The organism is Streptomyces sp. RK62 (genome assembly GCF_018070255.1).
GTDB classification, from domain to species: Bacteria; Actinomycetota; Actinomycetes; order Streptomycetales; family Streptomycetaceae; genus Streptomyces; species Streptomyces nigra.
Genome location: NZ_JAGPYD010000017.1, coordinates 27,766 through 41,026, shown reverse-complemented (window position 1 = coordinate 41,026; position 13,261 = coordinate 27,766). Strand labels below are relative to the sequence as shown.

The window sequence follows — 13,261 nt, the reverse complement described above, 5'->3', positions numbered from 1 at the left end:
TTCCAGGAAGCAGCAGGGGGCCGGTCAGGAGGCTCTGGGGGGTGCCGTGGAGCCGCGGACGACGAGCTGGACGGGGATGTCTCCTTCTTCCGGTGTGCGGCCTTCCAGGACGGCGAGGAGGGCTTGCATGCCGCGTTCGCCGAAGAGTTCGGCGTCGAGGCGGACGGTGGTGAGTTCGGGGTCGATGGCGGTGGCGAGGGCGAGGTCGTCGAGGCCGGTGACGGAGATGTCGTCGGGGACGCGGAGGCCGAGGCGGCGGATGGCCTTGTAGGCGCCGGCGGCGAGTTTGTCGTCGTCGCAGATGATCGCGGTGGGGTGGGGGTGGTGGGTGGCGAGGGCGTCGGCGGTGGCGGTGCGGGCCTCGTCGATGGCGATGGGGGCGCGGGCGGTGCGCAGGGTGGTGCCGGGTGCGGCGGTGAGGCGGGTGGTGAGTTCGCGGGCGCGGACGTCGAAGGTCCAGGAGGGGATGTCGGCGGCGAGGTGCAGGAAGTGGCGGTGGCCGAGGTCGAGGAGGTGGTCGGTGATCTGGCGGACACCGTCGGCGATGTCGAGGTTGACGGTGGCGGCGCCGAGGCTGCCGGCGGGGTCGCTGTCGAGCATGACGAGGGGGAGCTGGTCGCCTCGGATGCCGGTGAGGGCGTCGGCGGCCATGGAGGAGGCGATGACGCCGTCGAGGGCGGCCTGGGCGGAGGCGAAGGGGTCGCGGGCGGGGCCGATGCCTTCGGGGGAGGGGTAGAGGACGACGCCGAAGCCGTGTTGTGCGGCGATGCGGGCGGCTCCGGTGTAGACGCCGGCGAAGAATTCGGTGGTGAGGGCGGGAACGACGAGGAGTACGGTGCGGGTGTGGCCGAGGCGGAGGTTGCGGGCGGCGAGGTTGGGCCGGTAGCCGAGGCGGCGGGCGGCTTCGCGGACGCGTTCGGCGGTGGTGGCGGAGACGCGGCCGCGCCATTTGTCGCCGAGGACGAGTGAGACGGCGGCCTGGGAGACTCCTGCGGCCTGGGCGACGTCCCGGCTGGTGGGGCGGGTGCTGCCTGTTGCCACGGTGGCCTGCTCCTTCGTCTGGACGGGGATCAGCGCACATGGTACGTATGACGAAGGACGTTATACGTAAAACTTCTCTGGTGGAGGGCGGCGCGGCCGATGACCGGGGCATACCTGGAGGTCCTGCGGGCGAGGCATGCCGCCCGGTTGCTGGTGGGCACGCTGGTGGGGCGGTTGCCGAACGCGGTGGCGGCGCTGGCGATCGTGCTGTTCGTGCGCGCGGAGGGCGGCTCGTACAGCCTGGCCGGTGGTCTGGCGGCGGTGTACGGGGTCGCGAACGCGGTGGGGCAGCCGGTGCTGGGGCGTCTGGTGGACCTGTTCGGACAGCCGCGGGTGCAGTTGCCGGCGGCGGTCGCGTCGGCGGCGGCGACGGCGGTGTTCGCGTTCGTCGGTATCGACGCGCTGGGTCTGGCGTATGCCGCGGTGGCGGCGGCCGGCGTGTTCACGCCGCCGCTGGAGGGCGGTCTGCGGGCGTTGTGGGCGTCGGTGCTGCCGCGGGAGGGGCAGGTGCACACGGCGTACGCGATGGACGCGGTGGCGCAGGAGGTGATGTTCACGCTGGGCCCGCTGCTGCTGACGCTGGGCGCGTCGTTGTGGTCGGCGCAGGTGGCGCTGGTGCTGCTGAATGTGATCGGGGTGCTGGGGGCGCTGTCGGTGGTGGTGTCGCCGCCGTCGCGGGCGTGGCGTTCGGAGCCGCGGGAGGCGCACTGGCTGGGGGCGTTGCGGTCCTCGGGGCTGCTGGCGCTGCTGGGCGCGTTCCTGTTCGTGGGGATGGCGATGGGGTCGATCGCGGTGGCGGCGGTGTCGTACGCGGACGATCACGGTGGGGATGTGGTGTACGGCTGGCTGATGGCCGGTCTGGGGCTGGGTGCTCTGCTGGGTGGTGTGGTGTACGGGGCGCGGCAGTGGGGTGGTGAGCCGGCGCGGCGGTTGCGGACGCTGGTGGCGTTCCTGGCGGTGTGTTATCTGCCGCTGATGCTGATGCCGGGTGTGGTGGCGATGACGGGGCTGGCGGTGCTGGCGGGGGTGTTCCTGGCGCCGTCGATCGCGTGTGCGTTCGTGCTGGTGGACCGGCACGCTCCGCGGGGGACGGTGACGGAGGCGTTCTCGTGGCTGGTGACGACGTTCACGGTGGGTGCGTCGGTGGGGACGGGTGTGGCCGGGCCGGTGGTGGAGGCGGGCGGGGCGCTGTGGGGGTTCGCGGTGCCGGGTGCGGCGGGGGCGGTGTCGTTGCTGGTTCTGGTGGCGACGGGGCGGGTCCTCGCAGCTCCCGGACGGGGTGCGGTCGTTGCGGCTTCATCGGAAAATGATCCGAACCGTGCTGTCGAACCCCGTTTCAGCTCAGGGGATCGGGCGTAATGTTCAGTCATGGACCGCCGCATTTTCGGGCTGGAGAACGAGTACGGCGTCACGTGTACGTTCAGGGGACAGCGCCGCCTGTCTCCCGACGAGGTGGCGCGGTACCTCTTCCGCCGTGTCGTGTCATGGGGCCGCAGCAGCAATGTCTTTCTGCGAAACGGCGCCCGCCTCTATCTCGACGTGGGCTCACATCCGGAATACGCGACACCCGAATGTGACAACGTGACCGAGCTGGTCACCCACGACAAGGCCGGCGAGCGCATTCTGGAAGGACTCCTGGTAGACGCGGAACGACGCCTGCACGAGGAGGGCATCGCAGGCGACGTCTACCTCTTCAAGAACAACACGGACTCGGCCGGAAACTCCTACGGCTGCCATGAGAACTATCTGGTGGCACGCCATGGCGAGTTCTCCCGGCTCGCGGACATCCTCATCCCGTTCCTGGTGACCCGGCAGCTGTTGTGCGGTGCCGGGAAGGTGCTGCAGACGCCGCGCGGTGCGGTGTACTGCGTGAGTCAGCGGGCGGAGCACATCTGGGAGGGCGTCTCGTCGGCGACGACGCGTTCCCGGCCGATCATCAACACGCGGGACGAGCCGCACGCGGACGCGGAGCGCTACCGGCGTCTGCATGTCATCGTGGGCGACTCGAACATGTCCGAGACGACGATGCTGCTGAAGGTCGGCGCGACCGATCTGGTGCTGCGCATGATCGAGGCGGGCACGGTGATGCGGGATCTGACCCTGGAGAACCCGATCCGGGCGATCCGTGAGGTCAGTCATGACATCACGGGCCGGCGCAAGGTGCGTCTGGCCAGTGGCCGGGAGGCCTCCGCGCTGGAGGTGCAGCGCGAGTACTACGAGAAGGCCGTGGACTTCTGTGAGCGCCGCGGTATCCGTACGGGCACGGTCGAGCAGGTCCTGGAGCTGTGGGGCCGGACGCTGGAGGCGATCGAGACGGAGGATCTCGACCGTATCGGCACGGAGATCGACTGGGTCATGAAGTACAAGCTCATCGAGCGGTACCGGGCCAAGCACAACATGACGATGTCGCATCCGCGGGTCGCGCAGATAGACCTCGCGTATCACGACATCCACCGGCGCCGCGGGTTGTACTACCTGCTGGAGAAGAAGGGGCAAGCCACCCGGATCTGCAACGACTTGAAGATCTTCGAGGGCAAGTCGGTGCCCCCGCAGACCACTCGGGCCCGGTTGCGCGGCGACTTCATCCGCCGGGCGCAGGAGCAGCGCCGGGACTTCACGGTGGACTGGGTGCATCTGAAGCTGAACGACCAGGCGCAGCGCACGGTGTTGTGCAAGGACCCGTTCCGTTCGGTGGACGACCGGGTGGAGAAGCTGATCGCCGGGATGTGAGACGCGGGTCCGGCGTAAGTGCCGGAACGCAACACGGGCGCCGTACGTTCTCCCGTACGGCGCCCTTCTCACGCCGTAGAGTTGCGCGCACGCCTGTCCGCAAGATCGACTGATTACGAGGCCCCCACCGTGCGCCGACGCTCACTTCTCATCGCCCTACCTGCAGGAATGGTCACGCTCGCCGCTTGCGGTGACGACAAGGACTCGGGGGGCGAGGCGAGCGAGAGCGTGTCGCCGTCGGCGCCGCAGCAGTCGGCCGCGCCGTCGCCGAAGATCGTGGACGGTCCGCTGCCGGCGATCACGGCGGGGACGAAGTTCGGTGAGAAGCCGACGGTCGCCAAGGGCGAGGGGGAGCCGTCGAAGGACCTGGCGGTCCGCACGGTCATCGCGGGCAACGGCAAGACGGTCGCGGAGAACGACTACCTGCAGGCGAACTACCTGGGCCAGATCTGGGCGACCGGCAAGGTCTTCGACAACTCCTACGACCGTAAGACGCCGCTGCTGATCCAGCTGTCGCAGGGCCGCATCATCGACGGCTGGCGGTACGGGCTGACCGGCAAGAAGGTCGGCAGCCGGGTCGAGATGGCCGTCCCGCCGACGTGGGGTTACGGCAAGGAGGGCAACGAGCAGGCGGGCATCAAGGGCACCGACACCCTGGTGTTCGTCGTCGACATCGAGGACTCCTTCAACGCGTCGAGCTCGGCGAAGGGCACGAAGGTCGCCCAGGACGACGCGGACCTGCCGAAGGTCGGTACCAACACCGACGGCAAGGCGCCCTCCATCGAGGTCCCGAAGACGGACCCGCCGAAGAAGCTGGTGGCGAACTACATCCTGGAGGGCGACGGCGACGAGGTCGCCGCGGAGAACACCGTCCTGGTGCAGTACAAGGGCGTGCAGTGGGACACCGGCAAGGAGTTCGACTCGTCGTACGCAGCCAAGCAGCTGGTGTCGTTCCCGCTGGCGCAGGTCGTCAAGGGCTGGTCGCAGGGGCTGACCGGCAAGAAGGTCGGCAGTCGTGTGCTCATCGTCATCCCGCCGGAGCTGGGGTACGGCGACCAGCCGCCGCAGGGCAGCGGCATCGCGAAGAACGCCACGCTCGTGTTCAGCGTGGACATCCTCGCCAAGATGTGACCGCACCCCGGGTGATGAAAGACTGACCGCGTTGTCTTTTCACGAAAGCATGGAGCGTAAGACGTGAGCATCGACAAGCCCGAGATCGACTTCCCGGGCGGCGAGCCCCCGGCGGACCTCGAGATCAAGGACATCTGGGAGGGCGACGGCCCGGTCGCGGAGGCGGGTCAGACCGTCACCGTGCACTACGTGGGTGTGGCCTTCAGCACGGGTGAGGAGTTCGACGCCAGCTGGAACCGCGGTACGCCGTTCCGCTTCCCGCTGGGTGGCGGCCGCGTCATCAAGGGCTGGGACCGGGGCGTGCAGGGCATGAAGGTCGGCGGTCGCCGTCAGCTGACGATCCCGGCGCACCTGGCCTACGGCAACCAGAGCCCCACCCCGGCGATCAAGCCCGGCGAGACGCTGATCTTCGTCGTCGACCTGCTCGGCGTCTGAGCGTCGTGTCCGGTCGCCACCAGTGATCGATGCGCGACCGGAGCCGACCACCTGGGTCCATGCCTGTCCGGGCATGGGCCCTCGGCTTTTGCCGCGCCCCCGCGGGGCGGTACGGTCATCGGTCGTAAGCACCATAGGGAAGGCGAAGGGCGTCGATGGCCATTGCCAAGGCCGAGCGGCTCATGAATCTGGCGCTGTGTCTGCTCGGGACGCGGCGGCCGTTGAGCAAGCGCGAGCTGCGTGAGTCCATCGAGGCCTACCTGGAAGCGGGCTCCGACGACTCCTTCAACCGGATGTTCGAGCGCGACAAGGACGATCTGCGCGAGCTCGGCCTGGTCATCGAGACGGTGGAGAACCTGGACGGCGAGGTCGGCTATCTCGCCGCCCGCGACAGCAACAGGCTGCCGCCGATCACCCTGGACGCCGAGGAGGCCGCCGCGCTCGGGCTGGCCGCGAAGGTGTGGCAGCAGGCCCGGCTCGCGGGCGCGGCCAGCGGCGCCCTGCAGAAGCTTCGTGCGGCCGGGCTGCCGGAGGACGTCGACCCGTACGGGGCGCACAGCGCGCTGGAGCCCCGTATTCCGGTGCACGAGGCGGCGTTCGAGCCGCTGATGCTGGCCTGCCGGGACCGCCGGCCGGTCATGTTCGACTATCGCAAGGCCAACGCCGCGCGCCCCGAGCCGCGGCATGTGGAGCCGTGGGCGCTGGAGTGCTGGCGCGGCCACTGGTATCTGGCGGGCTGGGACCGCGACCGGGGCGCCGAGCGGGTGTTCCGGCTGTCCCGGATCACCGGCAAGGTGCGCAGCCGTGCCGGGGGTTTCACCGCCGAGGTGCCGGACGTCGTGACCGTCCGGGAGACCGTGGCGAGCTGGGCGGGGGAGATCGCCGACCGGTCCGCCCTGATCCGGCTGCGCACGGACGCCGGTTACCCCCTTCGGGCGAAGGCCACCCGGGTCCGGGAACTCGGGGACGGCTGGGACGAGTTGGAGATTCCGTACGGCCACGGGCTGGACGCCTGGCTGGTGGAGTTCGGGCCCGACGTGGTGGTCCTGGAGCCCGCCGAGCTGCGGGCCGACGTGGTGGACCGGCTGCGTGCCGTGGCCAAGGGCTGAGGGGGAGCGGAGCAAGACAGTGGCAGGCAAACCGGTCAGGCCCACGAGCGCCATCGACCAGACCCGGCGGATGCTCTCCCTGGTGACCTATCTGCGGGAGCGTCCCGGCGCGCGCGTCGAGGACGTCGCCCGTGCCTTCGGCATCTCCGAGGACGAGCTGGTCTCCGACCTCGACGTGCTGCCGATGTGCGGCACGAGTTTCCGCGGCGGTGATCTGCTCGACATCGACACCGACGGCGAGCGGATCTGGTGGCACAATCCGGACGACGTCGCCGAGCCGCTGCGGCTGGCCGCCGACGAGGCGACCGCGCTGCTGGTGGCGGCGCGCGCGGTGGCCACACTGCCGGGGCTGCGGGAGAGCGACCGGCAGGCGCTGCTGCGGGCCACCGCGAAGGTGGAGACGGCGGCCGGTGAGGCGGCCGTGTCCAGCGCCCGGCTGTCGGTGACGTTCGAGTCCGAGGGCGGCGTCTTCGCCGACGTCGACCGGGCGATCTCCGAGCGGCGCCGGCTGTGGATCCGCTACTACTCGCCGGCCCGGGACGAGGTGACCGAGCGGGAGATCGATCCGATCCGGCTGGTCAGCGTCGGCCACACCTATGTGGAGGCGTGGTGCCGGCGCTCCGAGGCGCGGCGCACGTTCCGGCTGGACCGGGTCGCCGAGATCAAGATCCTGGACGAGCCGTCCGCGCCGCCCGAGGTGGAGCTGCGGGATCTGTCCGAGGGGCTGGTGCAGCCGGCGGCCGAGGACCCGGAGGTCGTGGTCGAGGTCGGCCCCGGCGGACGCTGGGTCGCCGAGTACTACCCGCACGACAGCGCCGACGAGCTTCCCGACGGCGGGCTGCGTATCACCTTGCGCACCCCCGATCCGGCGTCGCTGCGGCGGCTGGCGCTGCGGCTCGGCCGGGACGGCCGGATCGTGTCGCCGCCGGAGCTGGCCGACAGTGCCCGGCAGGCGGCCCGTGAGGCGCTGGCGGCGTACGACGGGATGGAGATACGGGACGCCGGGGTGGCGCACGCGGCGCACGACGGGCAGTGAGGACGAGGCGGTCCGGCGGCGGCCGGGCCGGCGGTTCGGCAGCAGGGCGACAGGCGGGAGCGGGACTGTGAGCGAGTCGGCGACGTCCGGGGTACGGGCGGTGACGGTGGCATCCGCCTTCGCCGGGATGAGAAGCGTGACACCGGTGATGTTCCGGGCGGGCTGCCCGGACTGCCGGGGCCGGTTCGAACTCGCCGCGCAGGCCCTCAGACTCGTCATCGGCGCGAGCAGCCGGACGACGTTCTACTCGTTCACCTGCCCCGCCTGCGGGGCCGGGGTCCGCAAGCCGGCGGGGGAGCGCGTCGTCGAGCTGCTGACCGGCGGCGGCGTCAGCACCCTCCGGCTGCACTCCACCGTCTAGGAACGGTCTAGGCTCGGCTCATGTTCTGGCCGATGTTCGCGGTAGGTGTGGGTTTCGTGGGTCTCGCCGTCCTCGGTGTGCTGGCCGTACGGGTGTTCGTCGAGGCGCAGCGCCTCGGCCGGCAGGTGACGGAGTCGGCACGGCGGATCAACAGGGCGGCGGAGGACCTGGAGCGGGCCTCGGTCGGTGCGGCCCGGGCCGCCGCGGACTCCCTGTAGGGCGCCCAAGGAATCGGTGTGAGTCCCCGAGCGGGGGTGTTTTGCACCGCTTCGCCCCGTCGACGCGCTGTGGGTGGCGGGTACGCTGCTCAATTGCGGCCCGGGAGCGAGGCGCGGGCACGCAACTGGGAGTGTGCACAGGGATTGTCCTGCGTTCACCCCCGAGCGTTACGATCGCTGGCAGCACGGTGGTCGGATGTATGTCCGATCGGCCGGGTATTCGGACCATGTCGCCTCGGTGAAGAAGGTATACAGCTATGGGTAGGCTCGGCCCCACCGAGATCATCCTGATCCTCGTCGTCATCATCCTGCTGTTCGGTGCCAAGAAGCTCCCGGACATGGCCCGCTCCCTCGGCAAGTCGGCCCGCATCCTCAAGAGCGAGGCGAAGGCGATGAAGGACGAGGACAAGTCCGCCGCCCCGGCCGACCCGCCGGCCAACACCACCGGCGACCAGCAGCCCCCCGCTCAGCGCGTCATCCAGGCTTCCCCCGGCGACGTGAACAGCTCGCGCCCGGTCAACGAGCCGACGGACACCACGAAGCGCTGACGCAGGGCCGGTGACCTCCGGCCCGACGCACGAGATGGGAACGTGGGTTGCTGAAGTCTGCCCGCAAGCAGGAGAGAGATCCCGAGGGGCGGATGCCTCTGGCGGAGCACCTCCGCGAGCTCCGCAACCGGCTCGTCAAGAGTCTGTTGGCGATCCTTGTCACGACGGTGGTGGCAGCCTTTTTCTACAAGGACACCATCCAGTTCTTCACGGATCCCATCCTCCAGGCGGTGGGATGCGACTACAGCTTCGCCGAACTGGCCAAGAACCCCAATGAGACCCAGTGCGCACGCATCGTGCAGAACGGCCTGCTGAGTCCGTTCACGCTGGCCCTGACGGTCTCCCTGTCGTCGGGTGTGGTGCTGGCCGCTCCCGTGTGGCTCTACCAGCTCTGGGGATTCATCGCGCCCGGCCTGCACCGGCACGAGAAGAAGTACAGTCTCGCCTTCGTGGGGGCGGGCTTCCCCCTGTTCCTCGCGGGCGCCTACTTCGCGTACTGGTCGCTGCCCAAGATGGCGTCGGTGATGCTCGAGTTCTCGATCATCGGCAGCGACAATCAGCTCCCCCTCGACGACCTGCTGCAGCTGATCATGCGGATGACCGTCGTCTTCGGCCTCTCGTTCGAACTGCCGCTGCTGCTGGTGATGCTGAACTTCGGTGGCGTGCTGTCCGGCAAGAAGATGGCCGGCTGGTGGCGCGGCATGATTCTGGGCATCACGCTCTTCGCGGCGATCGCCACGCCCAGCACGGACCCGATCTCCATGCTGGCGCTCGCGGGCCCGATCTGGATCCTGTACTTCGCCGCGACGGCCATCGCGCTCCTCAACGACAAGCGCCGCGCTCGCCGTGAGGCGGAGGGCCCCGGCGACGACGAGGCCTCCGACCTCGATCTGACCCCGGAGAGCATCGGCGCGGTGGAGCCCGTCGCGCCGAGCCGCGCCCTGCCCGAGCAGGCCACCACCGAGCGCGTCAACGGCTACGACGACGTCACCTGAGGCACGCTTGCGGCAGTGCACGACCTGCGGAAACGGAAGGAGCGGCTCATCGACAAGCGATGAGCCGCTCCTGACCTGACCCCCAGCTTCAGACGTCAGATGCTGGGAGAACCACCGAGGGACCAGGTTCCGCCGCCGGCGCCGTCGTTCTGGATGTCCCATTTGACGTGCCCGTCAGCAGTCCATCCCCCGGTCGTGCTGCTCCGGAAATTGGCACCTGTGGCCCGTACAGCGCCCGACGAACTGCCGTTGACCGCCTTCAGGCCGAAGTTCTGGTTCTTGTAGTCCGCGTCGTTCCGCTCCAGGCGGAGGTTCAGTTCGAGGTCCTCCATCCCGGCGCTCACGCCGCCACCGCCGTCCTTCCAGGTGACATCGGCATACGCGTTGTAGTAGCCGTCGCCGCTGCGGTGGACGCAGAGGGTGATGTACACGTCGAGGTTGGAGCCGATCGTGTCGAACTCCTTGTGCTGGGTGCCGCTGCATTGGGTGGCAGCTGCGGCCATGGCGTACCCGGGCGTCATCACGACGGTTCCCAGGGCGGTCACACCCACGGCTATCGCGGCGCTGGTCAGGCGCGTGATCTTGAGCTTCATGATTCCCCTCGTTTCTGCAGGACAACGCCGACCATGCTCATGACCATGGCCGACGGAGTTGCGATCTTCCCACGGACTCCGAGTCCAGGAGGGCGGGGGTGAGGGAAAGGGTTTTCCCGGCAAGGGTGACCAGTCCGGCAGCGTACGGTCCGACCTGATCCGGATAATGATCGTCCTGTTGTCAGTGGCGCCCGGTACGCTCGAAAGTACGATGACAGAGGATCTCTCACCGGCCGAGCGGTACGCGGCAGCACGCAGGCGCGCTGTCGAGCAGGCCACCGCGCTCGCCTCCTTCCGCGAGATGTACGACTTCGGCCTCGACCCCTTCCAGATCGAGGCGTGCCAGGCGCTCGAGGCGGGCAAGGGCGTCCTGGTGGCCGCGCCTACCGGCTCGGGCAAGACGATCGTCGGCGAGTTCGCCGTCCACCTCGCCCTCATGCAGGGCAAGAAGTGCTTCTACACCACGCCCATCAAGGCGCTGTCCAACCAGAAGTACGCCGATCTGTGCCGCCGCTACGGCGACGACAAGGTGGGCCTGCTCACCGGTGACAACAGCATCAACTCCGACGCCCCGGTCGTCGTGATGACGACCGAAGTGCTGCGGAACATGCTGTACGCCGGATCGCATACCCTCCTCGGCCTCGGCTACGTGGTGATGGACGAGGTGCACTACCTCTCCGACCGCTTCCGCGGCGCCGTCTGGGAGGAAGTGATCATCCACCTCCCCGAGTCGGTCACCCTGGTCTCGCTGTCGGCGACCGTGTCCAACGCCGAGGAGTTCGGCGACTGGCTGGACACCGTCCGGGGAGACACCGAGGTGATCGTCTCCGAGCACCGGCCCGTGCCGCTGTTCCAGCACGTGCTCGCCGGACGCCGGATGTACGACCTGTTCGAGGAGGGCGAGGGCAACCGCAAGGCGGTCAACCCCGACCTGACCCGGCTGGCGCGCATGGAGGCCAGCCGGCCCTCCTACCAGGACCGCAGACGCGGCCGTGCCATGCGGGAGGCCGACCGGGAGCGTGAGCGCCGCCAGCGTTCCCGCGTGTGGACTCCGGGCCGCCCCGAGGTCATCGAGCGGCTCGACGCCGAGGGCCTGCTGCCCGCCATCACGTTCATCTTCAGCCGCGCCGCCTGCGAGGCCGCCGTCCAGCAGTGCCTGTACGCGGGGCTGCGGCTCAACGACGAGGAGGCCCGGGAGCGGGTGCGTGCCCTGGTCGAGGAGCGCACCGCCGCCATCCCCACCGAGGACCTGCACGTCCTCGGGTACTACGAGTGGCTGGAGGGCCTGGAGCGCGGCATAGCCGCCCACCACGCCGGGATGCTCCCGACGTTCAAGGAGATCGTCGAGGAGTTGTTCGTCCGCGGCCTCGTCAAGGCCGTCTTCGCCACCGAGACCCTCGCCCTCGGCATCAACATGCCCGCCCGCTCGGTGGTCCTGGAGAAGCTCGTCAAGTGGAACGGCGAGCAGCACGCCGACATCACGCCCGGCGAGTACACCCAGCTCACCGGCCGGGCCGGCCGCCGCGGCATCGATGTCGAGGGCCACGCCGTGGTGCTGTGGCAGCGCGGTATGAGCCCCGAGCACCTCGCGGGTCTCGCCGGCACCCGCACCTATCCGCTGCGCTCCAGCTTCAAGCCGTCGTACAACATGGCGGTCAACCTGGTCGAGCAGTTCGGCCGGCACCGCTCGCGCGAGCTGCTGGAGACGTCGTTCGCGCAGTTCCAGGCCGACAAGTCGGTCGTCGGCATCTCCCGTCAGGTGCAGCGCAACGAGGAAGGGCTCTCCGGCTACAAGGAGTCCATGACCTGCCACCTCGGCGACTTCGAGGAGTACGCGCGGCTGCGCCGCGAACTCAAGGACCGCGAGACCGAGTTGGCGCGGCAGGGCGCGGCGCAGCGCCGCGCGGAGTCCGCGGTGGCGCTGGAGCGGCTCAAGCCGGGCGATGTCATCCACGTGCCGACGGGCAAGTACGCGGGCCTCGCCCTCGTACTGGACCCGGGGCTGCCGGCCGGCCGGTCCAACGGCCACCGCGGCTTCGACCACCATGACGGCCCGCGCCCCCTCGTCCTCACCGCCGAACGGCAGGTCAAGCGGCTGGCGTCGATCGACTTCCCGGTGCCGGTGGAGGCGCTGGAGCGGATGCGCATCCCGAAGTCCTTCAACCCGCGCTCCCCGCAGTCGCGTCGGGACCTGGCCTCCGCGCTGCGCACCAAGGCCGGGCACATCGCGCCGGAGCGCCACCGCAAGCAGCGCTCGCAGGCCGCCGACGACCGGGAGATCGCCCGGCTGCGCAAGGCGATCCGCGCGCACCCGTGCCACGGCTGCCAGGACCGCGAGGACCACGCCCGCTGGGCCGAGCGCTATCACCGGCTGCTGCGCGACACCTCGCAGCTGGAGCGCCGGATCGAGGGCCGCACGAACACCATCGCGCGCACCTTCGACCGGATCGTCGCCCTGCTCACCGAGATGGACTATCTGCGCGGCGACGAGGTCACCGACGACGGCAGGCGGCTCGCCCGGCTGTACGGCGAACTCGACCTGCTGGCCAGCGAATGCCTGCGCGAGCGGGTGTGGGAGGGCCTGGACCCGGCCGAACTGGCCGCGTGCGTCTCGGCGTTGGTCTACGAGGCACGCGTCGGCGACGACGCGATGGCCCCGAAGCTGCCGTCCGGGAAGGCGAAGGCCGCGCTGGGCGAGATGGTCCGTATCTGGGGGCGGCTGGACGCCCTGGAGGAGGACTTCCGGATCACCCAGACCGAGGGCGTCGGCCAGCGCGAGCCGGACCTGGGCTTCGCCTGGGCCGCCTACATGTGGGCCAGCGGCAAGGGCCTGGACGAGGTGCTGCGGGAGGCCGAGATGCCGGCCGGTGACTTCGTGCGCTGGTGCAAGCAGGTCATCGACGTGCTCGGGCAGATCGCGGCCGCCTCGCCCGTCGAGGGCTCGACCGTCGCCAAGAACGCGCGCAAGGCCGTGGAGGGCCTCCTGCGCGGAGTCGTCGCCTACTCCTCGGTGGGATGAGCGTGCGATGAGCGTGGGCTGAGCGTTGGGCTGAGCGGACACGGA

13 protein-coding genes are annotated in these 13,261 nt (G+C 69.8%); 11 read left to right on the top strand and 2 right to left on the bottom strand.

All coding sequences use genetic code 11. The features are described 5' to 3' along the window. Window positions 1–24 precede the first annotated feature (24 nt). Window positions 25–1,041: a LacI family DNA-binding transcriptional regulator gene (locus KBY32_RS29110; protein ID WP_210982200.1), complete on the bottom strand. Its 1,017-nt coding sequence runs from the start codon at window positions 1,039–1,041 to the stop codon at window positions 25–27. A 99-nt stretch (window positions 1,042–1,140) separates the two neighbouring features. Between KBY32_RS29110 and KBY32_RS29105 the strand changes: the two genes are divergently transcribed. The 10 genes from KBY32_RS29105 to tatC all read left to right on the top strand — a co-directional run bounded on the left by KBY32_RS29105 (window position 1,141) and on the right by tatC (window position 9,604). Beyond that, a complete protein-coding gene (locus tag KBY32_RS29105) occupies window positions 1,141–2,400 on the top strand; it encodes an MFS transporter (RefSeq protein WP_210982199.1) in 1,260 nt (419 codons plus the stop codon). 9 nt (window positions 2,401–2,409) lie between these two features. Next, on the top strand, window positions 2,410–3,771 hold the full coding sequence (gene pafA, locus KBY32_RS29100) for a Pup--protein ligase (protein ID WP_210982198.1): 1,362 nt from the start codon (window positions 2,410–2,412) through the stop codon (window positions 3,769–3,771). A gap of 129 nt (window positions 3,772–3,900) precedes the next feature. Beyond that, window positions 3,901–4,902, top strand: a complete 1,002-nt coding sequence (locus KBY32_RS29095; RefSeq protein ID WP_210982197.1) for an FKBP-type peptidyl-prolyl cis-trans isomerase — start codon at window positions 3,901–3,903, stop codon at window positions 4,900–4,902. A gap of 63 nt (window positions 4,903–4,965) precedes the next feature. Further along, window positions 4,966–5,337, top strand: coding sequence for an FKBP-type peptidyl-prolyl cis-trans isomerase (locus KBY32_RS29090; protein ID WP_210982196.1), 372 nt, complete (start codon window positions 4,966–4,968; stop codon window positions 5,335–5,337). A 155-nt stretch (window positions 5,338–5,492) separates the two neighbouring features. Further along, window positions 5,493–6,446 (top strand): YafY family protein, encoded by a 954-nt coding sequence (locus KBY32_RS29085; RefSeq protein WP_210982195.1) that lies wholly within the window; start codon window positions 5,493–5,495, stop codon window positions 6,444–6,446. A gap of 19 nt (window positions 6,447–6,465) precedes the next feature. Then, window positions 6,466–7,482, top strand: coding sequence for a YafY family protein (locus KBY32_RS29080; RefSeq protein WP_115506338.1), 1,017 nt, complete (start codon window positions 6,466–6,468; stop codon window positions 7,480–7,482). A gap of 67 nt (window positions 7,483–7,549) precedes the next feature. Then, a complete protein-coding gene (locus KBY32_RS29075; protein WP_055622885.1) occupies window positions 7,550–7,843 on the top strand; it encodes a hypothetical protein in 294 nt (97 codons plus the stop codon). Window positions 7,844–7,863: 20 nt separating this feature from the next. Then, a complete protein-coding gene (locus KBY32_RS29070) occupies window positions 7,864–8,061 on the top strand; it encodes a hypothetical protein (protein WP_055622886.1) in 198 nt (65 codons plus the stop codon). Between the two features lie 257 nt (window positions 8,062–8,318). Beyond that, window positions 8,319–8,609 (top strand): Sec-independent protein translocase subunit TatA, encoded by a 291-nt coding sequence (gene tatA, locus KBY32_RS29065; protein ID WP_055622887.1) that lies wholly within the window; start codon window positions 8,319–8,321, stop codon window positions 8,607–8,609. Between the two features lie 47 nt (window positions 8,610–8,656). Further along, window positions 8,657–9,604: a twin-arginine translocase subunit TatC gene (gene tatC / locus KBY32_RS29060; RefSeq protein WP_210982194.1), complete on the top strand. Its 948-nt coding sequence runs from the start codon at window positions 8,657–8,659 to the stop codon at window positions 9,602–9,604. A gap of 95 nt (window positions 9,605–9,699) precedes the next feature. On the opposite strand, the gene KBY32_RS29055 is transcribed toward tatC, so the two are convergent. After that, window positions 9,700–10,197: a hypothetical protein gene (locus tag KBY32_RS29055; protein ID WP_210982193.1), complete on the bottom strand. Its 498-nt coding sequence runs from the start codon at window positions 10,195–10,197 to the stop codon at window positions 9,700–9,702. Window positions 10,198–10,363: 166 nt separating this feature from the next. Between KBY32_RS29055 and KBY32_RS29050 the strand changes: the two genes are divergently transcribed. Next, window positions 10,364–13,216 (top strand): RNA helicase, encoded by a 2,853-nt coding sequence (locus KBY32_RS29050; RefSeq protein ID WP_210982192.1) that lies wholly within the window; start codon window positions 10,364–10,366, stop codon window positions 13,214–13,216. The last annotated feature ends 45 nt before the right edge of the window (window positions 13,217–13,261 follow it).

What these genes read in the sequence shown, in the direction of transcription:
- KBY32_RS29105 (WP_210982199.1), top strand. Translation starts at nt 1,141, where the DNA reads ATGACCGGGGCATACCTGGAGGTCCTGCGGGCGAGGCATGCCGCCCGG.
- pafA (WP_210982198.1), top strand. Translation starts at nt 2,410, where the DNA reads ATGGACCGCCGCATTTTCGGGCTGGAGAACGAGTACGGCGTCACGTGT.
- KBY32_RS29085 (WP_210982195.1), top strand. Translation starts at nt 5,493, where the DNA reads ATGGCCATTGCCAAGGCCGAGCGGCTCATGAATCTGGCGCTGTGTCTG.
- KBY32_RS29070 (WP_055622886.1), top strand. Translation starts at nt 7,864, where the DNA reads ATGTTCTGGCCGATGTTCGCGGTAGGTGTGGGTTTCGTGGGTCTCGCC.
- tatA (WP_055622887.1), top strand. Translation starts at nt 8,319, where the DNA reads ATGGGTAGGCTCGGCCCCACCGAGATCATCCTGATCCTCGTCGTCATC.
- KBY32_RS29055 (WP_210982193.1), bottom strand. Translation starts at nt 10,197, where the DNA reads ATGAAGCTCAAGATCACGCGCCTGACCAGCGCCGCGATAGCCGTGGGT.
- KBY32_RS29050 (WP_210982192.1), top strand. Translation starts at nt 10,364, where the DNA reads ATGATCGTCCTGTTGTCAGTGGCGCCCGGTACGCTCGAAAGTACGATG.